The sequence below is a fragment of the uncultured Rikenella sp. genome (genome assembly GCF_910577125.1).
Lineage (GTDB): Bacteria > Bacteroidota > Bacteroidia > Bacteroidales > Rikenellaceae > Rikenella.
This window is the reverse complement of record NZ_CAJTMN010000010.1, coordinates 12,534-37,253: the sequence shown is the minus strand read 5'-3', so window position 1 is coordinate 37,253 and position 24,720 is coordinate 12,534. Positions and strand designations below refer to the sequence as shown.

16 protein-coding genes are annotated in these 24,720 nt (G+C 58.7%); 1 reads left to right on the top strand and 15 read right to left on the bottom strand.

What is annotated here, in order from left to right:
- Positions 1-675: 675 nt before the first annotated feature.
- The 15 genes from QZ292_RS02465 to QZ292_RS02395 all read right to left on the bottom strand — a co-directional run bounded on the left by QZ292_RS02465 (position 676) and on the right by QZ292_RS02395 (position 23,270).
- Positions 676-4,746, bottom strand: coding sequence for an SUMF1/EgtB/PvdO family nonheme iron enzyme (locus QZ292_RS02465; RefSeq protein ID WP_294597376.1), 4,071 nt, complete (start codon positions 4,744-4,746; stop codon positions 676-678).
- A gap of 111 nt (positions 4,747-4,857) precedes the next feature.
- Positions 4,858-5,811 (bottom strand): hypothetical protein, encoded by a 954-nt coding sequence (locus QZ292_RS02460; protein WP_294597374.1) that lies wholly within the window; start codon positions 5,809-5,811, stop codon positions 4,858-4,860.
- 12 nt (positions 5,812-5,823) lie between these two features.
- Positions 5,824-6,702 carry a 3-hydroxy-5-phosphonooxypentane-2,4-dione thiolase gene (lsrF, locus tag QZ292_RS02455; protein WP_294597372.1) on the bottom strand — a complete coding sequence of 293 codons (879 nt, stop codon included), beginning with the start codon at positions 6,700-6,702 and terminating at the stop codon, positions 5,824-5,826.
- Between the two features lie 61 nt (positions 6,703-6,763).
- Positions 6,764-7,405: a DAK2 domain-containing protein gene (locus QZ292_RS02450; protein WP_294597370.1), complete on the bottom strand. Its 642-nt coding sequence runs from the start codon at positions 7,403-7,405 to the stop codon at positions 6,764-6,766.
- 26 nt (positions 7,406-7,431) lie between these two features.
- Positions 7,432-8,439: a dihydroxyacetone kinase subunit DhaK gene (locus QZ292_RS02445; RefSeq protein WP_294597368.1), complete on the bottom strand. Its 1,008-nt coding sequence runs from the start codon at positions 8,437-8,439 to the stop codon at positions 7,432-7,434.
- A gap of 38 nt (positions 8,440-8,477) precedes the next feature.
- The gene (locus QZ292_RS02440; RefSeq protein ID WP_294597366.1) at positions 8,478-8,792 is read right to left on the bottom strand and encodes a hypothetical protein; all 315 of its coding nucleotides are present in this window, start codon (positions 8,790-8,792) and stop codon (positions 8,478-8,480) included.
- A gap of 138 nt (positions 8,793-8,930) precedes the next feature.
- Entirely contained in the window at positions 8,931-9,650 is a 720-nt protein-coding gene (locus tag QZ292_RS02435) for a hypothetical protein (protein ID WP_300646465.1), read from the bottom strand.
- A gap of 42 nt (positions 9,651-9,692) precedes the next feature.
- Entirely contained in the window at positions 9,693-10,883 is a 1,191-nt protein-coding gene (locus QZ292_RS02430; protein WP_294597362.1) for a hypothetical protein, read from the bottom strand.
- Positions 10,884-10,890: 7 nt separating this feature from the next.
- On the bottom strand, positions 10,891-12,753 hold the full coding sequence (locus QZ292_RS02425) for a YVTN family beta-propeller repeat-containing protein (protein ID WP_294597360.1): 1,863 nt from the start codon (positions 12,751-12,753) through the stop codon (positions 10,891-10,893).
- A gap of 224 nt (positions 12,754-12,977) precedes the next feature.
- Positions 12,978-14,609 (bottom strand): PCMD domain-containing protein, encoded by a 1,632-nt coding sequence (locus tag QZ292_RS02420; protein WP_294597359.1) that lies wholly within the window; start codon positions 14,607-14,609, stop codon positions 12,978-12,980.
- 39 nt (positions 14,610-14,648) lie between these two features.
- Positions 14,649-15,524 (bottom strand): hypothetical protein, encoded by an 876-nt coding sequence (locus QZ292_RS02415; protein ID WP_294597357.1) that lies wholly within the window; start codon positions 15,522-15,524, stop codon positions 14,649-14,651.
- Positions 15,525-15,585: 61 nt separating this feature from the next.
- Complete coding sequence (locus QZ292_RS02410) at positions 15,586-17,922, bottom strand: PCMD domain-containing protein (RefSeq protein WP_294597355.1); 2,337 nt, start codon at positions 17,920-17,922, stop codon at positions 15,586-15,588.
- A gap of 1,091 nt (positions 17,923-19,013) precedes the next feature.
- Positions 19,014-20,372, bottom strand: coding sequence for a DUF4493 domain-containing protein (locus QZ292_RS02405; RefSeq protein WP_294597354.1), 1,359 nt, complete (start codon positions 20,370-20,372; stop codon positions 19,014-19,016).
- Positions 20,373-20,435: 63 nt separating this feature from the next.
- Positions 20,436-22,820, bottom strand: coding sequence for a DUF4493 domain-containing protein (locus QZ292_RS02400; RefSeq protein ID WP_294597352.1), 2,385 nt, complete (start codon positions 22,818-22,820; stop codon positions 20,436-20,438).
- 186 nt (positions 22,821-23,006) lie between these two features.
- Positions 23,007-23,270 carry a hypothetical protein gene (locus QZ292_RS02395; protein WP_294597350.1) on the bottom strand — a complete coding sequence of 88 codons (264 nt, stop codon included), beginning with the start codon at positions 23,268-23,270 and terminating at the stop codon, positions 23,007-23,009.
- 100 nt (positions 23,271-23,370) lie between these two features.
- Between QZ292_RS02395 and trkA the strand changes: the two genes are divergently transcribed.
- Entirely contained in the window at positions 23,371-24,711 is a 1,341-nt protein-coding gene (gene trkA / locus QZ292_RS02390; RefSeq protein WP_294597347.1) for a Trk system potassium transporter TrkA, read from the top strand.
- Positions 24,712-24,720: the final 9 nt, after the last annotated feature.

Here is a 24,720-nt window from a genome sequence, read left to right as displayed (position 1 = left end):
AAGGCGTGGCGCGCGGTGCCTTCGGGCACTCCGAAAGGGCCGCCTCTACCCTAACAGGATAGAACTGCCCTGCGCGGGCGGCGGCCGAGTGACCTCGGCGGGACAGAGCGATACTGCGTATCGCTTACTTGTTTGCTGAGCCCCGTTCTTCGGTCGCGCGCCGGGGGCGATTCATTCTTTTTCGGCTCGTCGCCGAAAGAGTTGAATCGCCTCCTTAGGCGTGGCGCGTGAGAGATTTCAACCGTCGCCCGCTGGGATTTCATCTCGATTTTGCTCACCGCAAAACGAGTGAAATCCCTCTTCAGGCGGGCGGGCGACGGGCGAGCTTTGTGCCGGACGGAACCGTACCTTTTCTGAAGAACCGAGCGGCGTTACGCGAGCAGAGACCGCTTGCGGGCTATGCCGAGTTAGCGCGAGGAAGCCTTCGGGCAAAAGGTACCCAAAAGACTTTCAGTTAGCTACGCTACGCCTCACGCTCCGCAGGACTTATCTTTCCGCGGATGGCAGCAGCCTCAACTCTTTGCCCCGTCTCTTCCGCGTCCCACCGAAGCACAAACAGAACCGGGATTCCAACCGCCCAAAGGCTGAAATCCCGGTCTGTGCTTTTTCAAAGAGGCAAAAGGGATATCTCCTTTACTGAACAAAACAAGAAAATATCCCTCCCTCTCATCACGATTACTCTTCGATTATCACGCGGAAGCCGACATTCCGTACCGGTTGCCACGGCAGGAAGTGACGCCGGATCGAAAGGCTGGCGTTCTTCGTCCGGTCGATCCACGAACCACCCCGAACCACCTTTTCCGCATTCGACACGTTGGTCTCATCCGCCTTCACCTTGTACGGATAGGGCCGATAGTCCGACCGCGTCCACTCGGCGACGTTCCCCTGCATGTCGTACAGCCCCCACGCATTCGGTTTGTACGAGCCGCTCTTGCCGAGCAGCATATTGCCGTCGTCCACCGAAGCGTCCTTGGGCAGGAAGTCCCAGTATTTGAACACCGGACTGTTCGGATTCATCGGCTGCGGATCGACACCGCTTACGGCCATCTTCTGGAGCTGTTTGTCCGCCAGATTCTCATAAGCCGAGAAATCGGTGTCCGCTCCCCACCAGTTGTCACCGGCGGCACCGGCACGGGCTGCCCATTCCCACTGTGCCTCCGTAGGCAGGGTGATCTTCAGCCCGGTCGCTTCGCTGAGCTTGCGGCAGTACTCCATAGCCTGTTCCCAGCTGATGCGGATCGCCGGACGCCAGTCTTCGTTGACCAGATAGTTCGGCCCGGTGTGGTCTTTCCAGTGCTGACCGATCAAGCGGTTGTCGTGTTCCGGGAAGATGGCGCGGAACTGTTCGTTGCTGACTTCGATCTCGCCCATCCAGAACGGTTTGTCGATCTTCACTTTCGTCTTCGGCGCAGCAATCCCCTTGTCTGCCCCCATCACGAATGTCCCGGCCGGAATCCGAACGAAGTTCATCGTAATCCCCGGTGCCACTTCGACGCTCTTCTTGTTGTCGTCGCCGACCATCGCCCGGGCTTCGTCCGCCGTAAACGGCCACCCTTTCACCTTGATATCCTTCACCTTAGCATCGGCCGCCTGTGCCGGCATAACCGGTTCGGCTTTCGGCTGCGCCTTGAGGTATTCGGCGTAGTCGCGCACCTCCTGCTGCCAATCCACGGCGGTGCCGTTGGCATACTTGTCGGCGAGCTCTTTCCGCCGCTGGATCTGGTCGTAACCGTGCTGGCCGACTTTCAAATCCCGCACGTCGAAGAATCCGCTGTGGTAGGGGGTGTTGAAGTCGATCCAGTTGTAGAGGGTCTTCCACTCCTTGTCGGTGAGTTTCACGCCGTGGTGTCCGTTTTCGAGCATCTGCACCAGCTCGCTGTTGGATGCGTTGAATTCGTAGGGCACGAGGACGTACATGTCCGCTTCCGGCCCCTGGCGATAGAAGTAGGGGTGGAAGTCGAGGTAGCTGTCGCTGAACTTATAGAGGTTGTTGAACCGTCCGCCGGTAAAGTTCTTTCCGCCGGCGGCATTTTCGTTGTTGTGGCACGCCACGCACGCGCGGTCGAGAATCGGCTGGATTTCGAGTTCGAAGGTGAACGGCCGCACGCCGCCCTCCGGCACCTCGATTTTGGCCGGTTTCTTGGTCGAAGCGATGGTCCGTTTCGGAATCGGCATCAGGTTCTGGTCTTCGTGGCATCCCACGCAAGAGACGGTTTCGCCCGGCATCCCGACAAACCAGCTGCGCATCCACTGGATGGCACGTCCCAGCGAGTCGAGCGGCTGCAGCGAGATCGGCGTATTGGCCGGAATGGTGAAGATCGCCGAGCCGTCCTCTTCGACAGGCACTTCGCCGAGCAGGCGCTTGATGTCCCATCCGGACTGAATCCCCTGTGCGGAGTGGTTCGACGGGGAGTCCCGATAAGCATATTCATAGGCCAGGATTCTGAGCTTCTTGACCGTCCCGCGCGGTACGCCGGGCAGCCCTTCGCCCTCATAGATATCCTGAATGAAGACGGTAGCCTCTTTGCTGTCGAGGTTGACTTTATCGGGAATGACCGGCGGGGTCACCTTCTTCACCTCCGGAATGGCATTGACATACCCTTCCCCTTCGCCCTCGACGAGCAGGGTGACGTTGTCATAGATGTCGACCAGATAGATCCCCCACAACGCAGTCGGCGAGAGTTTTGCGGTCACGAGGAAGTATTTGTCGCTCAGCGGCTGCGGTTTCATGAACTGCGGCCAGACGCCGTTCACCATCTCGTCCTTGATGATCGGTTCGATCGGACGGGTGCTGAACGGAATCTCCTGCACCATCCCCTTTTCCTCTTTCCGCGACTTGGCGGGGTCGAAGATAATCAGCCGTCCCGACCGTGCGATCCCGTGGTGTCCCGAGATAATGCCGACAAAAGCGCTCGAGCTCCCCGGCAGCGGCTGCATGTCGAACGTGGAGTTCGGGAAGTACGAGCCGCTCCCGTACAGGTTCTTGTTTTCCGTCCCGTCCGGGTTCATGTGCATCACGAAGCGGGAGAAGTAGTGGATCAGGTCGGTGTATTCCCACCGAGTGTACATCACGCGCCCGTTGTTCATCACCGTAGGATTCCAGTTGTTGTCCTGGTCGAAAGTCAGCCGCCGCAAAGAGCCGGTCTTCGGATCGTAGAGCGCGAAGTTCCCCACGGCATCCGCCCCGTCCACACACGGCACCCCGTGGTATCCCAAGGTGGTATTGATAATCATCCGCCCGTCCGGCAGATAAGCCCCGTCGGCAAACTCGACGTCGGGTTCGGGAATCGCCGCGGTCACGTTCCTGAAGCCCGTCCCGTCGGTGTTCACTTCGAAGACGTGCCACCGCCGGGCCGAGTCCACCGAGGTGAAGAGCATCCGGTCGGCATCCCAGTGCAGGTGCACGTCGGTCACCGGCGCATCGGTGGCCGGTTTGTAGATCAACCGTTCTTTGAGCTTATCTCCGCGCAAATCGGAGAGTTCGACGATCGAGGCGTCGAAGCCGCCCCGGGCACCGGAGTACTGGTTCGACCAGTTGTTGGGCTGTGTCCCGAGCGAGGGCGCCATCACGTAGCGCGCATCGGCCCCCAGTTCGTATTTGGTCACGATGATTTTGTCGATATCCAGAAGCGGATTGGCCAGCAGAATCCCGCGTTTCAATCCCAAGGCCTCTTCGGCACGCGTCATCGCAGCCTGATCGGCCTGATAAATGCCGTCGAATCCTCCGGCCGCAAGCGTCTGGAGACGGGCATAATCGTCCGCGTATTTCTTCGCATCGAATCCCGGCATGGTCTTCATATCGGCCAACGCTTTCCCGACGGCGGGAATGTTCAGCCATGCGAGCTGATCCTGCAAGTGCACCACCGCCTCAGCCTGCTTGGCGAGATCCATATAGCCGAGGATGCGTTTGGCCATATCCGGCTCCGCTTCCAAAGCGGCGATGCGGTCATTGAAGTAGGCCGGTTTGTCGAGCCGGCTCACAATCTGCATCACGGCGGCCTGTTCCAGCGCCGTCCCGGGCGAGGTCAACCAGTCTTCGATCGGGGCACCGATAAAGGCACCGAGTTTGGTCTCCACCTCCGGACATGCGGCCACCAATTCCTTGGCCTCTTTCCGTCCGTTGCCGACCATCACTTTGAAGATCGCGCTCCCGCCGACCGATCCGTCGTCGATCCCGAATTCGGCGTCGAACCGGGTGTATTCGCCGTTCAGCGGGAAGGTCATCAAGCTGTTGGTGTGGGCGATCATCCCGTGATCGTAGACCTTTCCGGCAATCTTCAGTTTGCTGCCGTTGAAGTTCTTATCGACAGAGGTCCAGTTGCCGCCGATCCGTTTCACGGAGGTCTTCATGTCGGTCAGCCGCACCACGGTGCCGTCTTTCCGGGTAAACCGGCCGTCGGCCCACACGGCATGGTCGTAGTCATTCCCGTCCGGTGTCGCCCAGGTGACCAGCGAGATTTCGTTCAATCCGGTCAGGTCTACGGAGACTCTCCCCGGAGCCGTCCCGAGCCGGTATTCGGTCGATACGAACGGTAATCCTGCGGGCGATTCGGCTGCGATCTTGGCCTTAGCGGCCAAAGCCCGGTGCAGCCAGTCGTCGGCCTGTCTCTTCTTCCCGATGGCTTTTTTGACCGAAGCGGGAAGCGCAGGATGCGAAGCCAGAACGGTCGCCGCTTCTGCCGTCACAGGTACTGCGACTGCCAGAGCGAACCACAATCCGGCTGTAAAAATCCTTCTTTTAATCATCGTTATGGTTTGGTGTTAGTAGTTTCATCTCTATTGCAGGAAAGGCCGGAGCCGCACAGCGGCCCGACCCGTCCCGTTTCGCAAACGGATATGCGCGGTCTCTCCCCCGCCCTATTCCCGGAACGGGAAGAAAGCCGATACGAGCCGCACGCCGTCTTTCCGTCCGTCGTAGCTCCACACGAGCGGCGTTCCCTGTCCCAGGTCGACTTCGATCAGCTGCGGCGCATCGCGCTCCTCGGCCGGAGCGTGTCCCTGCCAGTTGGCGATCATGACTTTCCCTCCCGGCATCAGTTGTGCCTGTCCGACAAAGTGGAAAGTCACTCCCGCCGGGGCGTCGATCCTCCGGACGAGTCCGCCGATCGAGCGGTCGACTTCGAGCGCGCAATGGGCATCGCCCAATCCCGCCAGCAGGTTCCCGTTGGGCAGCTCCTGCAGGGAGAAAGGATTTCCGCCCAGATTGAGTTCCGCCACCAAAGTCGAGTCGTCTTTGATTTCCAAGACTTTCCCGTTGGTGATAATCGGCACGAGGTAGTTTCCGTTCCGCGCCTTGATCATGCGCCGGAACTGGGAGTGCGCATCGCCGATCCCCAAGTCGTACCGCACTTCGCGCCGCACGTTGCGCCCCGTGGAGTCGAGTTCCACGAACCGGGCCGGGGTACCGCAGATTCCGAGCAGGTATCCCCCGTCCGGCAGTCTGGTCGCGGTCTGCAACTCTTCGCCTTCGGCCACATCGGTGTAGTCCCAGACGATCGTCCCCCCTCCATTAACGGAGTCCCGCTTCACCACGCGCGCGCCGTTCTTATAAGAAAGCAGCACGTCGCCCGTCCCGGGAATAATCTCGACGCTGTTGCACTCCGCCCCTTTCGGCAAGCCGTACTTCCATTCGATGACATTCCCCTCGCTGCGGTTCATCACGGCGATGGTGTCCCAGTACGATCCCGCGATCAGGATCTTGTCCTGCACCGGTTTCGGCCCGCAGGCGCTCAGCCCTGCCACCGCACAAATCGCCGCTCCCAGAGCCATCCCCCTCGAATGAACGGATATCTTACGAATAAAACGTTTCATACGAAATGTCTATTACTTAGAGAGGTCTTTATACATTTCGAACCCTTGTTCCGGGGTCAAACCGTCGTGCACGACAGCGCTCACGGCCTGAATCATGGCCGCCGGATTGGCCGACTGGAAGACGTTCCGTCCCATATCGACCCCCATCGCTCCGTCGTTAATCGCCTTATAGCAGAGCTCCAGCGCCTCACGTTCCTCCAGCTTCTTACCCCCGGCGATCACGATCGGCACCTGGCAAGCATTCACCACCTTGGCAAACCCGTCGCAGTAGTAGGTTTTCACGATATTAGCCCCATTCTCCGCACACACCCGCGACGCCAGGCCGAAATATTTGGAGTCCCGCGCCATGTCTTTCCCGACAGCCGTCACCCCCATGGTCGGAATGCCGTACTTGTACCCCGCATCCGCCGTCCGGACGAGGTTTTCCACCGTCTTCGCCTCGAACTTGTCGTTCCCCATGGCGACCATCACGGCCATCGCCGAAGCATTAACGCGCACAGCGTCCACCGGATCCAAAACGCACTCGTTGTTCAAGTCGGTCAGAATCGACGACCCGGCCGAGTAACGCAAACAAATCCCTTTGTTGAACGTCGGCGGCACTACGGCTCTGAGCGACCCGCGGGTACACATCAGCGAGTCGGCGTACTGAATCAGCGGCACGATATTCAGGTCGAGCCGTTCCAGCCCCGAGGTCGGCCCCATAATATAGCCGTGGTCGAAAGCGAGCATCACGGTCCGACCGGTACTCGGCCGGAATATTCTGGAGAGACGGTCTTTCATCCCCCAGTCGAGGTTGTCGGCCCCCTTCACGAAGTAGTTCTGTCCCTGTACCGGAATCCCGATGCCGTAGTCTTTATCCTTGTTCTCAAGGATACCATCCATATCTGCCATTATCTTCTCTGTTTTTTCTGTTTTCGGTTTATAAAATGATTTTCAAGGGGCAGAGGAAAGCTTATTCCCCCACCGCCGCGGCAAAGGCGCCGAACATGCAAGCCCACGACGAAGCCCCGCTATCGGCATGCCCCACCGACTTCTCGCCGTAGTTTCTCGCCCGCCCGAAGTTGGCCTTCATCTGCACAGTGGCCTCGGCGCCTTTCCGAGCGGCTTCGGCTCCTGCCTGCAGCACTGCGACGATATCGTCGGAAGTGCATTCCTGCATCGCTGTGACCGCGGGATACAAGGCGTCCATCATGGTCTTGTCTCCCGGCATGGCCTTGGTGTTCTTCTGAACACCTTCCAACCCGCCACGGAACATGGCCTTGACCTGTGCAGCATCCAGCGCCGACAAACCTGCCGGCACCCCGTCGCTCATCCCGAGCAGCAAGCCGCCCAGCAAAGTGGAGGTCGATCCGCTGGTTTCGAGCATCACGCCGAAGCCCATATCCGCCAGCAGCACCTTGAAATCCTTCCCCGCCGCATCATCGGCACCGGCCACCCGGGCGATCGCGTTCAAGGCCGTGACAATCGCTTCGCCATGGTCTCCGTCGCCGATCACGGCGTCGAGTTCGCTGAATTCGCCCGCACGCGCCGTCACATCGGCCAACGCGCGCCGGATCATCTTCTGAAAATCGGGTATCGTTAACTTCTGACTCATAGTCTATTCTTTACAATATATATGGATTACTTCCCGAACCGTTTCCAGTACGGTGCATCCGCCTTGTAGTTCTTGAGCAGATCGAGGTGATCGGCATCCAGTTTGGCCAGAATCATCTGGAATCCGGCCTGTTCCTGCACGGTGAGCAACTCGCCGGCATATCCGTCCGCCACGGTAATCCCCGCCGCAGCCAGCTTCTTGGCCGCCGCCCGATAGACGATGAACTGTTCCATCAACGTCGTGGAACCCACCCCGTTGATATACAGCAACACGTTATCACCTGCCTTCAAATCGAGTTTCTTCATCAGCTGGCCGACCATAAACTCCGCCGTAGCATCCGCCGAAACCAGAGGTTCATTCCCTCCCTGTCCAGCTTCGCCGTGCTGCCCCATCCCGATCTGCATCATCCCCTCCGGAAGCTCGGTAATGGTCGCCCCGTTCTGCGGATGGGTGCAGGCACGCATCGCCACCGCCAGCGTGGCGATCTGTTTGTTGAACCGTTCGCCGATCTCGATCAGTTCGTCGAGCGATTTCCCCTGCTCTGCCGCAGCGCCGAGGATCTTATACATAGGTATCGCCCCCGCCAAGCCGCGCCGATCTTCATCGGCCGCATCCAAACCGGCCGAAATATCGTCGTGGGTCATAATCGATTTGACTTTGATGCCCATCCGTTCGGCGAGCTGTTTGGCCATATTGCCGCTCATCACGTCCCCGGAGTGGTTGAGGATCAGGAGCAGAATCCCGGCATCGCGTTTGAACATCTGCAAGGCCTGGAACAACCGCTGCGCTCCCGGTGCGGCGAAGATATCGCCCACCACCGAAGCGTCAAGCATCCCTTCGCCCACGAATCCGCTCACGGCCGGTTCGTGTCCCGATCCGCCGAAAGCGACGATGGCCACTTTATCTTCCGCTTTCGGATGGGTGCGTACCACGATATTTTCGGCGCCGAGTTTCACGGTGTCGGCAAAGGCCATGGTGTATCCTTCCAACAACTCGGCGGTAATGTTTTCGGTTGAGTTTATGAATTTATTCATCGTATGGAATATTCGTCTGTTAAAATCTCATTGATTCATTAAGCCTGCCACATGAGTTCGATGGCGATCCCCTCCTCTTCGACAAAGGCGATCCAGTTGTCTCCCCCGCAATCGGTGGGCGGCAGCAGGACTTTTTTCCCGGCCATCTCCGCTTCGGGGTCGGTCACGCGATAAGCCAGATGGGTGGTCGTCCGGATCAGTTCCGGCATCCACGAATCGGCGTCGAACCGGAGCCATTCGATGCGGTTCGAGCTCTGCGCGAAGTCGGTCAGCCAGACTTTCATTCCTTCGTTATAAACTTCGCCGGGTTTCGGCGTCGAGGTCGGTATCCCGACGTGGTCGTATGTTCTCATAACGGTTTTCGATTCAATGGGTTGAGTTCGGGTCTGTTTTTATGCGAACAGCGGCAGCCTCACCGGCTCCGCTCCGCCTCAAAAAAGAGTCGTCCGGAATCGGCAGGTTTCCCGATCCGGACGAACACGTGTGTCGTATTACAATGCCGCTTTCGGCTGGGTAAAGCGCAACCCTGCGTTATCGTGGTAGTTGGCGAATTCCCACACGATCGCCCCCTCCGGACCCGCCATCATGAAGTGCCAGGTTTCCGGCGCCTTCAAGGTCAGCACCTCGCCGAGGTTCTGTTTCACGTAGTTCTTCGAGATAGTGGTCGCTTTCTGAGACTCCGGCACGAGCGCTTCGGCCCCTTCCGTAGCTTCGCCGACTTCCGAGAAGTTGTAGACCCATCCCTTGTCCACCAGCCACGACTCCTGTTTAGCCGGGAAAGCGGTCTTGACGTGTTTGTGTTCCGGAATCATCTGACCCGGCAAGAGGTAGATACTGTGGGCGAAATAGCCGTGGGTCGAGTCGTTGATCCAGAAGATCCCGCCCATCCCGGCGTGTTCGAAATCGCCCAGACCGAAGTCGGTGAACCAGATGTCTTTCTCCATCAACGGGGTGAACGGCACGTCGTAGTGTGCGAACATATCGAGGAAGGCCTCCTTGGCGACATCCTGTTTGAAATTCCCCTCTGCGTCGTAGAAGTCCGCGTTGGTGTACTTTTTCTGGTACGGTGCTTTGTTGTTCATTGCGTTCGTGTTTTCCGCCGCAGCTCCCTTTTGCGCATCGGCCGGGCACGAGGAGCCGCACGATGCGAAGATCAACGAAGCGCCGAAAAGCGCTGTCAGAGAGACTGCAAAGCATTTTACTGTTTTCATGGTATGATTTAAGTACGTTGTGTTTGTTTTCCTTTAGTTCCGTCACTCGACCACGGCCATCCCTTCGATCTCGATCAGCAGTTCGTCCCGGCAGACGTCGGTCAGCACGTACAAGGCATGCACGCCCGGATAAGTTCCTTCGATCAAGGTTCGTGCAGCGTCGAGCAGGTTCTCGGTCTTCAAATATACGCGAAATATTTGGATTTCCGGCGCTGTGTCGACCTTTATTCCGTGTTTGCGTAAATTTTCTTTCGAAATCAGGTAGCGGATATTTTCGAGTGTGGTGAGGGTCTGCTGTTCGATCCCCACGCCCGTGAGCGAGGCTTCGCCCCGGATGGCCGCGGTGCCGGAGATATAGACCTGCACGCCTGCATCCGGACTCACCACGGCTTTGGCGCGTTCGAATTTCGGGGTGGTTTTGTGCCGGAATATCTTGTCCGCCACGCCGATCAGCACGTTCTGCGAGTAGTCGTGCGCGGCCACCTGCAAGGCATTGTCCAGCGCCACGACCGAGCACTTTTTCCCGGTCAAAGCCGCGGCGTCGACTTCGACCATAATCCCGCCGTGCGCCGTCCCGATCCCCGTAGCTGCCGGATAGCCTCGCTTCCACGCCGTCCGGGCGTAGAAATGCGACCGGGCGTCGTTGAAATCCTGATAGTGCTGATTGGCTCCGGGTGCATCCGGCACGTGGGTGATCCGTTCGATGTAGTTCCACTGCCGGACGATGGTGTTGATGTCCATCCCTTCGGTCGCCAACACCCGCCCGAGTTTCGAGAGCACTTCGTTGGACTGCTCCAGAATCGGCGCGTCGAGCGACGAGGGCAGAATCCCTTCCGTGAAAAGCCGCTTCCCCTCCTCGTCTTCGACCACGAAATAGCGCACGCCCTCTTCCGAACAATGCTCCCGCACGCGTTCCGAGTTCTCCCGCGACACGCACTGCGACTCCATCACGAGCCCCGAATCGAGCGACCGCTGGGCCACATAGCTCACCAGGGGCGCCCGCCATCCGAACCGGTCGCACCGCTGGCGGATCAATGCAAACAACCAATCCCGGTGCGTGATATACTGTCGGTTATCGTCCGGATTGCCGAAGAAGACAAGCCGCAACGGAACGATCCCCCGTTCGTCGCACGTCACGGTCAGCTTGTCGAGCATCTCGTCGACCATCTCGCCGAAATCGCGGAACCATACTTTGTCTATATTATAAACGACACTGAATCCCTCAGCCATCATATGCCCGTCACAATGAGTTCACGTATTCCACCAGCGCATCGATCTCCTTCGCGCTCGGCCGTTTGCCGTCCAATCCGTGCCGATAGACTTCGAAGACTTCGCGCATCGTCGCTGCACGGCCGTCGAAGAGGTAGGGCGCCGTGCGCCACACTTCGCGCAGGGTCGGCGTGTCCCACCCCTTTTCGAATTCGACATCCTCGCCGATGCGGTGCATCTGCATGTCGGTAAAGTACTCCCCGCTGTGACAATCTCCGCACCGGTATTTGTCGAAGACTTTCTTCCCCTCCCTGGCCTTGGCCGAGAGCTGGCCGTCCACCAGGTACGGACTGGGCACCGCCTTGAGCGCTTTCAAATACACATCCACTTTCCGGGCCAGATCCTCCGGAATGTTGTGGAACTGAATAAAGGTGAACCCTTTCCGGACAGCGGTCTCCGCGTCGACCCGAATGCCGGAGATCATGCTCGGCGGGGTCACATGGGAATAGAGGAGGCTCTTGCAATTCTTCGGGTTTCCGATTCCGTCGTTCATCAGGTCCCAGTTCATCCCGTCGGTCCGCGCATCCCCCGGATGACATCCGTTGCACGACTGCCAGTTCTGGAAACAGAATGTCGCATCGTTGAAAATCCGTTCGCCGGCCTGCGCATCGGTCTCCTGTCGATCTTTCACCAGCGGTACGGCGGCTGCAATCCGACGATCCGCCACGTCCACCACATTCAGCGTGTCGGAAAAATAGGTCGGTATATACAACTGCGCCCCATCCCCCGAGACGGCCATCTTCCGCGGCCCGTTTCCAGTCAGCGCCACGCGCTCCCGAATCCCGTACAGGAAGCGCAGGTCGTACGACAACTGTTCCGCCGTTCCCCGGTATGCTTTCAGCCGGGCGACCATCGCCGGATAGTCGATCACGCTCAGGTCGTGCGTCCCGGAGTGGGTCACAAAGACCTTGTCCCCCACGCTGCAGATATCCCAGATCCCCGCAGCGCCGTGTTCCGGTTCGTCGAGCACGATCCCGCCGACGAACTCCAGCTTCTCGGCATCCACCACACTCAGCGCGCTGGTGTTCATCCACCCCTGCTGCAGCTGCGAGGTCGGGACGGCAAACCGTCCCATATTATGTGACACAAGCACATACTTCCCGTCCGGACTGAGCGCGATCCCGCGCAGGGCATTGCTCCCGTTGGCGAGCTTGATGTCTTTGATTTTCTTAAAGGAGTTCAGATCGATGACCGACACATCCGCCGCCACATAGTCCACATCGGCCCGCTGGGCCGGCAGGAAATTGGCCACGAACAGGTATTTCCCGTCCCGCGAAACCACGGCGCCTTTCGGTTCCCGCAACACAGATACGCTCGCCACCTGTTTCCCGGCCACCGGATCGATCTTGTCCACGGTATTGGCAAACTGGTTGAGCACATAGAGCCATCCCTCTTTCGAATAGACGGGCGAGGTCGCTCCCGATCCCACCGCCACGCTCCACTCCACCGCTTCCGGCCCCTCTTTCGCCGGATCGATCGCCTCCAGCGTTCCGTATTTATCGAAGGTGGTCACAAAAATCCGCTCTTTTCCCGCAGTTCCCTTCCCCACTGCCACTCCGGTCGGGGTCTGTTCGAACGTCCAGCTCCGAACCGGGCTCTCCCACTGCCCGACCCGGTAAATCCGCACCGATTTGTCGCCTTTATCGGAGGTAACGACGCGCCCGTCGGCGAGGGTGGTGATATCGGTAATAAAAAGGGGTTGACGAGCCTGATCGGCCACAGCCAAAGAAGAGACTGCCGCCGAAACGGCCCGATTTGGCGAGAGGAGACACGGGCCTCCGACGGCCAATGCCAGACTCCCCGCCAGACAACAGACGATTGTCGCGGATTTCATGATCGATTCCAAGTTGGTCGGTTTGGGTATCGGCGGAACGACCGGCGACCGCTCACTCCGCTCGAAATGGTTCGCAATATTACTAAAATTTTTGCTTTTGCGCAACCTCCCGATCCTCTTCCTCCCCGGTTCCAACGCCCGCCGGAGGCCAAAAATACCGAGGGGGGAGCGCTTTAGAAAAGCGTCCCCCCCATTCCTTAAAATCCCCCCCTGCAAAACAGCCGTCAATCGACCTCGTCGAAACTCAGGGCGAATTGGTCGACATACAGCACACTCCCCGGCCCGCCGCAGAAATCGTCTCCATAGCGGCTCGAAGAGGCTACGATCACGATATGGGTCGGCCGCGTCTCGCGGTCATAATATTCCAGCGTGAGATCGAACTGTTTATAGTCCTCCACGACCGTATTGTCTTCCAGCCCCGCATAGGCGATCACTTTCGGATTCGCAGGCCGTTCGGTCGCACCGCCCCAGTCCTCCAGCCGGATATAGATCGTACAATAGTCCATCGACCCCACCGCATCGGGATGCTCTTTCTGGCTATACTTATTGCCCCCGACCGTCACCACCTTCGGCGTATACTTGTACCATCCCGTCATACGCGTCGGCCGCCCGGTGTAAGGCCGCCCCATCACCGCGCTGGAGGCCGGATTGCCCAGATTCGTCGTGTAATTCCCCGTGAAAAGGTTCCCCGCGGCGATCTGAACAAGCGGCACCCCGCCCAGCGTCTCCAGCCGCGCCGCCCGACCCTCGACGGCATTCCCCGCTCCTTCGACCGGTACGCTGTTCGGACTGGCGTATATGACCACCCCATCGTTCCCCGTCGCCCAATAGGAGTTGGCCGCATCGGCATTCGGGAACCAGGATTTCCCTTTCTGAGTCCACGTATTGAAGTTCAGGTTCGGCACCTCTACCGCCGCCTCGGTCGTAAACGCCACGGGATCGCCGTAATTGTCGCCGATCACGCCCCGCACCTCGTAGTTCGTGGCCGGCTGCAGACCGGTCGCCTTGCCCGAGAACGAAGTCCCATCGACCTCTACGCCCGAAACGGCGCTCCACGCGTCGTCGCCCGCCCCCGCCGGCCGCACCTGGAAGCCGCACTCGCCTGCCGAGGTCAGCCCCTGTGCCGAGAAGTAGGCGAACTTGGCCCACGGATTGACCGTCATCTCCGTCACATACTGCATCGACTGTTCGATCGTAACGGTCCATGTCTGTTCGATATCGAAAAAGCGCACGATAAACCGCTGCGGCAGGTTCCAGTCGCGAATCGTCCGCACATCCACATTCTCGACCTCCGTCCCGTCCGGCGCCAGCCAGGCCATCGTCGAATTGGAGGGCCCGAGCCGCAGCTCCTTCACCTCGACATCGTTCAGCGAGACGTTCTCCGGCACATACGCCGTCACGCTATAATCCACCGCGCTGAACTTCGCCTCGCCGATCTGCAGCCCGTCGTCCAGCACGAAGCTCCGCGCAATATTCTGCCGGGCCTGCAGCGTCCACACGTAGTCCTGATAGGTAATCACCGTAAATCCGTACGTCTTATCCGCCGGAATCTCGTACTTCGCCCCCCCCTGCGTCAAGTCCAGGTAGTACGAGTCGAGGGTATCCATCTCCTGTCCCGTCACGTTATCGACCATCCGCGCATCCGGAGTGATGCGGAAATCCCGCAAATAAACCCGCCGCAAATCCACCGTATCCGCCAGCGTCAGTTCGATCGTCCGCGTGGTATTGTCCAGCGTCAACTCCTCGGCCCCGCGAATCTCCATCGCGGTAATGTTCCCCGGCACGGTCTCGAACGGGATGTCGTTCTTGATACACCCGCTCAGCCCCGAGCCGACTCCCGCCAGCAGCAGGAGCATCGGCCAGAATCTCTGATTATGTCTCTTCCGCCCCATAGTCTACAAATAAAAGGTCATCCCCAACGCAATCGAAAAAATATCGATTTTGAAGTTCGCCCCGCTGGAGGTTCTCACCCCGTGATGAATCTGATCCGTAGTCTGCTCCGTGCGTTTGTACTGGAAGCCCATCACCCCGATCGTCGCTTCCACAGCGGCGAAGTCGTTCACAAAAACCGCCAAACCCGGCGAACAAACCAAACCGATCTGGTAAATCTTCGTATAAGTCCCCGTCAAATCATCCTCCACGCCGTTCGTCATCTTCCCCTGTCCGCCGCCCAGCTGGAGTTTCAAGTCGTTGATCAGCGCAAACCGACGGCTGTTTCCCAGGTTGATGTAGTTCCGCAGGAAGATCGTCCCGGTATAGACGTGTTCGATGTTGTACATATCCGACAAACCGAAGCTCAGATCTCCGAACCCCAGGCTGACGTTATCGATCTGGAGCATCGTCCGTTGATAGGTAAACGCCAGCCCGGCCGCCATATTCTTCGAGAACGAGTATCCGACCATCGGCCGCAAGGCAAACGTATATCCCCTGCTGGAGAAATCCTTCAGCAGACCGAGCAGTTGATAGTCGTCGTTATTGTGCTGGGTATAAGAGATATTCCCCCCGAAAAACCACACCCCTTTAGGCATAAACGTCTGTCCGGCGGTAATCCCCCGGTCGAACTTCTGTTTCTTTTTGGACTTCGACGGGGCTTGTGTGGGTTGCACCGTAGCCAGCTCCCGTCCCCCCGAAACCGTATCCGACGCAGCAGCAACCCCCGCCACCCGAATCGCCGTTGTATCTTCCGGCACCGCCGCCCCTCCCGCCGCCGAAGCGGGAATCGCTCCCGCCACAAATCCGGTCGCCAACAGCAGATTGATGATTTTTTTCATGCTATTTCTCTTGTATGCCCGATCGTTATCCGCCGAACGTCTTCTTTTGTATCCCCTGTATTTATTGTACCGCCAACTCTGTCGGATCCCATATCAGTTCAAAGTCGTCGATATAAAGCGTACTCCCCTCTCCCCCGCAGAAATCGTCGCTCAAATAGCTGCACGTCGCCCCCATCACGATATGATCCGGTCGCCGTCCGAGCATATCCTCCGGATAATCGATCCGGAATTCGAACGACACATATCCGTTATTCGCCGCCGCCTCCGGCGTATCGGTCGGCGTCGCTCCGCTCAACAACTCGCCATACCCCACCACCGTCGGATTCGCCGGACGATCCGTCACACCGCTCCCCCACGCCTCCAGGCTGACATAGATCTTACACTTGTCCTCCTGTCCCTGTAGTTCCGGGAATTTCCCGTCGATATCCCGATTGATCGCCTTCGGCAAATATTTGTACCACCCCTTCAACGCCAACGGCCGCGCGGTATACGGTCTCCCATAGTGCACCAACGCCCGCTGCGCTTCGGTATTCATCGGCGCACTGCTAATCGGCCCGAAAGTCCCGCTGTAAATACTCCCCGACGCCAAACTATTCACACCGAACTTGCTGACATAATAAGAGGTAAGCCACAACGCCGTCCCAGTATGCGCCTCGCTCCCCGTCACCGGCAACGTAACATTCTTATCCAACCCCTGTCCAAACATCGTAAACTTCCCGCCCGGATTCCCGGTCGCCCAAAACCGCTCCTGCCCCGGAATATTCGGATCGTACACACCGCTCGCCCCATCGAACGATCCCGTAGAGCCCCCCTCAAAATCCAAGTTCGGCACGGCGACATAAGGTTCCGTCGTAAACGTCTCGATCGTCCCGGCATCGACCCCGTCCCCTACCGGTCGGAACTCATACGTAGTCTCCGGCTCCAACCCGCGCAGCAACCCGACGAAAGTTTTCGTTGCTTCGTTCACCAATGCCTCGTCCACCGTCACCCGCTGCCAAGCCGCGCCGCTCCCCGTGCCGAACTTCTTCCGGTACTCGAACGCAAGCCCGGCCGGCCGCACATTAAGCCACGACGCCGAAACGTAAGCATACTTCGCCCCCAGCCCCGGCACCCCGTTCACCAACGAAGTTCCCAGAGCCGCTCCCGTCGCAAAGTCGCGCGCCACGGCGAGCGTAATCCGCTGCGTCCGCATCTGCCGGTCGGCGTCGTAAATCTCGATATCGATGTCATACCGCCCCGGTTTCCCCGGCAGCTTCGCCCCGTCGACCTCCCGCACGTTCATCAAGGTCGAAAAGTCGATCCACATCTCCTGTTCCCCCACCACGCACGCCCGGTCGTCCGTCCCCGCCCCCCACGCGATCACATCCGCCAACCGCTGCCGCTGCTCTTCATCCTCCGCCGCACTGTTATCCCCCCCGAGCGTAATCATCCCGGGTAATCCGTACTTCAGCAACACCGTCGGATCCTCATGCCGAATCCGGATCCGCTCGAACCCCGCCTCCGCCTCGATCCGCACCTTTCCATTTCCGTCCCGATTGTCTTCGTTGGTCGAGATCGGATCGGAAATACTCCCCCCGTCATCCCGCCGCACCACCGGCAATCCCCGGGTCGGCTCCATCACCGCCAGCGGAAAGCTGTATTCCGCCAAATCCGTCCGCACCGAAAGCCGGAACACATTCCCCCCACTCGACGCACTCCCGTTCTCGTCCATCCGGATCGTAAACCGGTAAAAATCACCTGCCTCGGCATCGGCAATCACCCGCCGATACTCCAACAACCGATCCGGTTCCTGCTCGTTGGCGGCCAAAAACCGCAACAAAAACCGTCCATTCTCCGTCTGCTGCACCCACCCGATATTCTGCCCCGCATCCACCGCCGTCTGGTCGAACTCCAACCGTTGTTCCGCCGGCGAATCCTCTTCCGGCTGCACGTACAGTTTGTAATTCCTGAGCCGTTCGCGAATAGTCCGGTCGAAATCCACCTGCACCTTGACATTATGCAACCGGCAGATCAACACCACCTGCGAGATATGTCCCGACCGCACAACCACCGGCTGATGTCCCCGATACCTCGGTTGTCCGAAGCGATTCCCCGGTTCAACTTCCAGATTGTCTTCGGCATACACCTGATAAGTCCCCTCCGCCAACTTAATCGACACGATCTCGCGATGGTCGTCATAGTGCGCCACCGTATCTCCCCGGTCATCGACCACGTCGATCCGATACGGAATCTCGTTATCGACCTGTCCGCCCTTAAGGGTCAGCTCGTCATTCCGTTCGACCACAAACGACAACTCGCCCAATCGTCCCCCTGCGTCCAATCCGTGCCGACAACCCGTCGCTACGATCGCCATCGCCGAGACAAAAATCGGTATATATTTCATTATCAGCCGTTTCATTGCCGATCTTTTATTTTTTACATCTTTTTTTAGCTGCAGCAACCCTTTGCTCCGCAACTGAAAATTGCACAAAGCCAACATCCCCCCCACGGATGGTGCCGCCCGGCACACGAAAACTGGAGCTTGCTCGGAACACTTCCGCCTCCGTCGGAGCGGGCAATTCTTATCATTCTTTCCCTCGCAACCAACCGCATCCGCAGGGTGCGCGGGCCGAACGCCTCCCCTCGGGAGGCCCGCAATAATGCCACTCGCGTGTCAATGATTGCGTCCGCTCCCGGGCGTCCGGTCCGAAAGCAACTTTGAACCATTCTCTGCCATCGCCCGCGGGAATTTCTTCTCGATTTTGCTCCCGCAAAACGAATGAAATTCCCCTTTTAAGCGGGCGGGCGACTATCGAGCTTCGACTGCGCTCGGGCCGCGCGGGCCCCACATCCCGTGGACGGGCAAAACTTCGTTTTGCTGCAGCTGTGTCAGCCCAAAACTTCGCACCGGATGGAACTGCCCTACGCGGGCGGCGGCCGAGTGACCCCGGCGGGACAGAGCGATACTGCGTATCGCTATACCATCCAATAAAAAACATTCTTTGCCCGCGCGCTGGCGGAAATCTTGTTCAAAAGCGATTCACGTTTTTGAACGATTTCCTTATCCAGCAAGCGCGCGCGGGAATTCTTCAAAAGAACATTCTTTATCCGCGCGCTTGGGAAATTATCCCCAATCAATTCGCATTGATTGGGCTAATTTCCCTCTTAAGGCGTGGCGCGCGGGGTATTATAATAGTAGAGAAACCGTGTCCGACGCGCTCAGGCCGCGCGGCCCCGCGTGCCCGCGGTGGGCGGTTGGCTGTGTCAGCCCAAATCTTCGCACCGTTCTTTGTTCGCGCGCCTAAGCGATTCAACTGTTTCGGCTCATCGCCGAAACAGTTGAATCGTCTTTCTGACGGCGGCGCGCGACGAGCTTTGAACCGGATGGAACTGCGCTCAGGCCGCGCAGACCCCGCCAACTAAGGCGGAAAGAGCCCCAGTAAAAGCCCCGAACGGGGCCCCGCGGTGGGCAATTGGCCTGCCGGCGGAGAAAGTTCTCCTTCAAAAGAACTACTGCCGCACCGCGTTCTCGATTGTCGCCACCACCGTCACCAACGGCACGTCGATCGTAAATGTCATCCCGCTCGGCGTCCCCGTCGCACGCAAGGTAAAGTCCACATCCTCTCCTCCGACCCCTACTTTCCCTGCTCCCGAGAGCGTGTAAGTCCCGTCGCTTTCCTTCTTCACCGAGACCTTTTCAGCCCGTATCTTGCTGGTAAACAAGTCTTCCGGCAAAGCCGATTCGATGAGTTCCAACGTAATGGTATTCCCGGTCGCAGTCATCGTCAACCGCGCCGGCTGACCCGACATCTCATCCACCGTAGCTCCCCCCAGCACAACTCCTAACGTCCCGCTATAAGTCCCCGCCACTTCCGCTGCCGCCGAATCGCCGCCCGGTTCATCCCCGCCGTTCGGATCGTCGTCCCCCTCCCAGTTCTCGTTGTTCGACCCGCCGTTAATCACATCATCCCCGTCCGGAACGATCACGATATGCTCCTCTTCGTGCAACTCGTGGTCGATCGAGACCGACAGTCCTCCCTGTCCGCTCTGCTCGTACCCGATCAGCACCTGCGCCCAGTCCTGTGCCTGCAACGTCCCGCCGTCCTGTTTCCTGATTTTGAAAGTCTGTCCCTCGCCATTGCCGAGCGGTTTGCCGTCCTCTTTCCGGATCCCCTTGACGCACACGTAGAACTGCCCGTCCTCCGGCACATCGAAATACCCGGCCCGGGTCTCGTCCAACGTCCAGGTCAGATTGGCTTTCCGCTTCTCCGCCTTGTCCGGATCGGTGTAATCGGTATAGACCTCGACCGTCGCATTGTCGACCATGTTGCGGAAGTTCTCCGTAAAAGCCAGCGTAACCTTGACATTGGTCAGTTTACAAACCAGCTTCACCTCGGTCAGGCCGCCGATCTTGACCGCAAAATCGGTAGTCCCCTCGTACACCGGATGATCCCATGCCGCCGGAGTCGGCACCGCCGGACGATTATTTGCCGTAAACTGGTATTTTCCCGACGGAATCGTAACGGTCTGCCCGTCGATCTCGGCAAAAGCGTCCCACTGGAAGAGCGGCGTTTTCCCATCCTGATCCAGGATAGGCTGCCCGTCCTGATCAAGCACCCCGACCCGGAATCCCGACACGTCGACCGTTTCACCCTCCGCCCGGGTCTCGATCGTAACGAACTCGCCTTCACCCCGCAGCGACGCGACGGTAAAGGATCCCAATCCCCGCCCGTACGGATCCGGTTCTTTCTTGCTGACGCACGAAGCGAGCAACAGCCCCCCTCCGATCACAGCCGCCACCCCGGACAAGATACCGGTCATCGACCGAAACAGCGGGTTGTTTTTCTTTGTATAGGTGTACTTTTTCATGGTTTTCCGATTTAAAAAAGTCCCTTGATTTCTTTTGAGTATTCAGAAAAGGTGTGTGTATCGTTATTTTTCGTAGTTCAAGCGAACATCCTTAATTTTCAAGATATTCCCCGTATAAGTATTCCCGTTACAAGCCGGACTATCTTCCTTCCTGTAATGTTCGCTGGAACTGAAGAATACGTCGATCTTGGTCGCCTTGACATCGGTCCGGCTGTAATCGAGCTTAATCGTCAACGGTGTCGCGGTCTCGCGCTTCCCGGTAAACGGGTCGAGGTAGACCTCTCCTCGCGCAATTTCGACCTCCGTCCCCGTCGCATCCACCCCATACATCGCCACACAGATGTATCCCCGATCCCGATTGTTGTCATCGTCTTTGGGCAAAAAGATGTAGTTGAGCGACAGCGAGGTCGGCCTCGACGGCCAGGCAATCCCCCGTCCGAGCGTTTCGGTGTTCAATATTTCATAATAAGGCTGCACATTCGTTCCGATCCCCTCTTTCTTATACGTATACGCATAAGAACCCAGATACAAAATCCCCGCGGTAATATTCTTCGGCGTAGTCTGTTTGTTTCCGAACGCCCAATATTCCGCCCGCCCCCAGTAAGCGGTCTTCATCGCCACCCATGTCTCGCCATCGATCTGTTCCGGATAAGTCGTATTCTTACAGCTCAACTCATTGGCCGGATAGCGTTGTTCCTCTTGCCCCGCTGTAGCCGGGTTCCGAGTGGCCCAGCCCCCCTCGAACACATACCGCACCCCGAACAACGCCGCCTCCGTGTAAGCGTTGAAGTTCCGGTTCGGCAGGTACGGCCGCGTCTCGGTGGTCAACGCATAGACCGGACTGGTCCGGTTCTCGTTCACCACCACCCGGAACTCGTATTCCCGACCGGACTCCTGACCGATATCCGTCCCCTGGTTCAACCCCGTCAACTCGTACTGTATATTATAAGTCTTCCCCCCGTCGGTCGTCGGCAGCTCCCTCACTGTCAGGTTGTCCCCCTCGACGGCATCGTTCCAGGTCGCCCCCGCGATCTTCCGCCGATACTGAAGCGTCGGATGCAGCCCGTTGAAAATATCGTAATTGGCCTGCACCGTAAAGTAAGCGGTCGACGACCAAATATCCGCCGGCACTGGCGGCAAGAGCTTCATCTCCGGATACTCGACCGTAGCCCGCACCTCCACCGCTCCGCCGTTCGGATCGAGCGTCTGTCCATAGTTGTCCGTCAACAAGAAGCCGAAATCATAATTCGCCGTCGAATGATCCGCATGCGCCCGCATCGCCTCGGTAAAGTCCACCCACGCCAAAGTCGAGATCGCCGCCTCCTCCGGACTATTCAACGCCTCGCCCCAGCGGAATCCTGCATCCTGCAACCGATCCCGCATCGGATCGTCGGCCGGCAGCCCCGCCAGGTCGATCTCCGTCTGCCCCGCCGCCAGCCCGAGCCGATCCCGCAACACATCGTCCCCCGCCCCGATCCGCAGCACGAACGACGAAATCCCCCCCGGCACCGTCGTCTGCACGCTCCACTCGGCCTGTTCCCCCTCGAACAAGGTTTGCGCCACCCCGCTCACAAACCCCGTCGCGGTATACGTCGGCGCATCTTTCGGCAGGAAATACCGCGGCACTTCGACCTCGACCTCCTGCGCCGGATGGGTCTCGGTCTCCGTCCGCAGCACGATCACCTGCGCATTCCCGTAATCCGCCCCCACCGACATCGTAATCTTATAGTGTTCCCCCGCCCGAATCGCCGGCAGCGACGTCGGTGAAAAAGTGATCAAATCGAAATCCTGGGTAATGAGATGGAACCGCAGCCGAACCGTCCCCGGAGCAAAATATCCGCTCCGCTGGACAGAACCCTTCTTGAAATTGAGAAACTCGCTCCCCGTGGTCCGAATATCGACCGAGTAGTTCGGATAGTAGTACGAAAAACTCTCGTCGAACACCACGCTGATCTTCCCGCACGCCAGCCGGGCCACCAAATCGCACTCGCGATGATCCCCCGCCGCAATCACAAACTTATCCTCGGCCCGATAGAGATACGAATCGAGCGACGGAAACCGCACCCCACCCTCCGGCATATATTCGGCCACGATCTTATACGCCCCCGGCGTAAACTTGAGCCGCGACGACGGCAGCGAATTGAAATTCTTCCACCGCGCCAGTGTATCGTTCCTGGAATTAATGACATAGATAGCCAGATCCTCATGCGGATCGATCGCCTCGGCCGGCTTGGTCGTTTTGGTCGTCCCGAACGAGACCTCGCTCCCCACCGAATCCACCGCCAGGTTCAACGACACCTCCGCACTGCCCTCCGCTCCGAACGGAGCTTCATCGCGCCGCGAACACCCCCCCGCGAGCATCCCTCCGCACAAGAGCCCCAGCAATCCTCCGCGGAAAACCGTTCCGGCCGTCGCCAACCGCCCCCCTACGAATTTCCATCTGTTCATCTGCCAAAATTTGGTGACACAAATCCGCCTCCGCAAACCACCTCACGAAGGCAAAGGTACACCAATTTTCGTATCGTACAACACCCCGACATGCGAAATGCGAGTAAACAACCCGTTTATTTACAAATAATTAACAGCGGGACACCGTACCGGAAAATCCGACCACAGACGGTCGTTTCTTCCGATTTACCGACATTTATCCTCCCCGGCACACGTCCCGCACGCCCCGTCGCACCCGCCCGGCAGGTCGAATTTACGCCCCAGCCGCTCCGCCTCCTCGCGCCGGATCTGCGCCGACGCACACTCGATCCCCCGGCGGCGCATCTCGCGGTTGCTCCCCACGTCACTCTCCAGATCATGCCCCTTGCGGATCAGCGTAATCGAAAGACCGAGCACGAAAAGCCCCACCGCCACCACGGCAATAGCTATAAGAATCAATAGATTGGACATCGCTTCGAAGGATTTGAAAACTTCCCGCCTCTATAACGGCGCATCTAACAAAAATAGTGCTTTTTTCGCTACCTTTGCAAGGATTTATCTCCTGTTTGTCATGAAGATACTCATCGCCGGAGCGGGCGAAGTGGGGAGCCACCTCGTCAAAATGCTCAGCAACGAATACCACGACATCACGATCATCGACGAGGACGAGAAGCGGCTCGACGAGCTGGCCTCGCTGTCGGACGTGCTGACCATCGAGGGGGACGTCACCTCGTTCGAGACCCTGACCCGGGCCGAGGTGCAGCGGTGCGACCTCTTCATGGCCGTGGGGCCCGAGGAGAACACCAATATCCTCTCGGCAGCGATCGCCAAACAGCTCGGCGCCCGCAAGTCGATCGCCCGCATCGACAACGACGAATACCTGAAGCCCAACAACAAGGAGGTCTTCATCAACATGGGGATCGACTACCTCTTCTATCCGGAAAAGGCGGCGGCCCAGGAGGTGATCACGCTGCTGGGGCACTCCTCCACTTCGGAATACGTCGACTTTTCGGGCGGCAAGCTCTCGCTGGTCGTCTTCCGGCTCGACACCTCGTCGCCGCTGATCGGCCGCTCGCTGATCGAGATCACGCGCGACCGCGAGAACCTCGAATACCGCACGGTGGCGATCTCGCGGGCCGGCCGGACGATCATCCCGCGCGGCGAGGACATCTTCGAGGAGGGCGACATGGTTTACGTCATTTCGGGCCGCTCATCGGTGAAAGAGGTGACCGCCTTTTCGGGCAAGCCGAACATCGACGTGAAGAACCTGATGATCCTGGGCGGCTCGCGCATCGGGCGGCGCATCGCCAAGGCGCTCCAGAACGAAATCGACATCAAACTGGTGGACTACAACCCCGAGAAGGCCTACAAACTGGCCGAGATGCTCGACAACACGCTGGTGATCGCCGAAGACGGCCGCAAGAGCGAGGTGATGATCGAAGAGGGGCTGGACAAGATGGACGCCTTCGTGGCGCTCACGGGTCGGGCCGAGACCAACATCCTGGCCGCCATGCTGGCCCAGCGGATGGGGGTCAAGAAGGTGATCGCCGAGGTCGAGAACATGAACTACATCTCGCTGGCCGAAAGCATCGGCATCGACACCATCATCAACAAAAAGCTGATTACGGCGAGCTCCATTTTCCGGTTCACGATGAACACCGACGTGCAGGCGATCAAGTGCCTGAACGGGTGCGACGCCGAAGTGCTGGAGTTCATCGTCAAGCCGAACAGCCCGGCGACCAAGGGTCGGATCAAACACATCAACTTTCCGCGCGAGGCGATCGTCGGCGGGATCGTGCGGGGCGACAAGGCGATGATCGCCACGGGGAACGCCGAGATACAGGCTTACGACCGAGTGGTGGTTTTCGCCCTGCCGAGCGCCATCGGCAAAGTGGGCAGCTTTTTCGGATAATCCTTACAC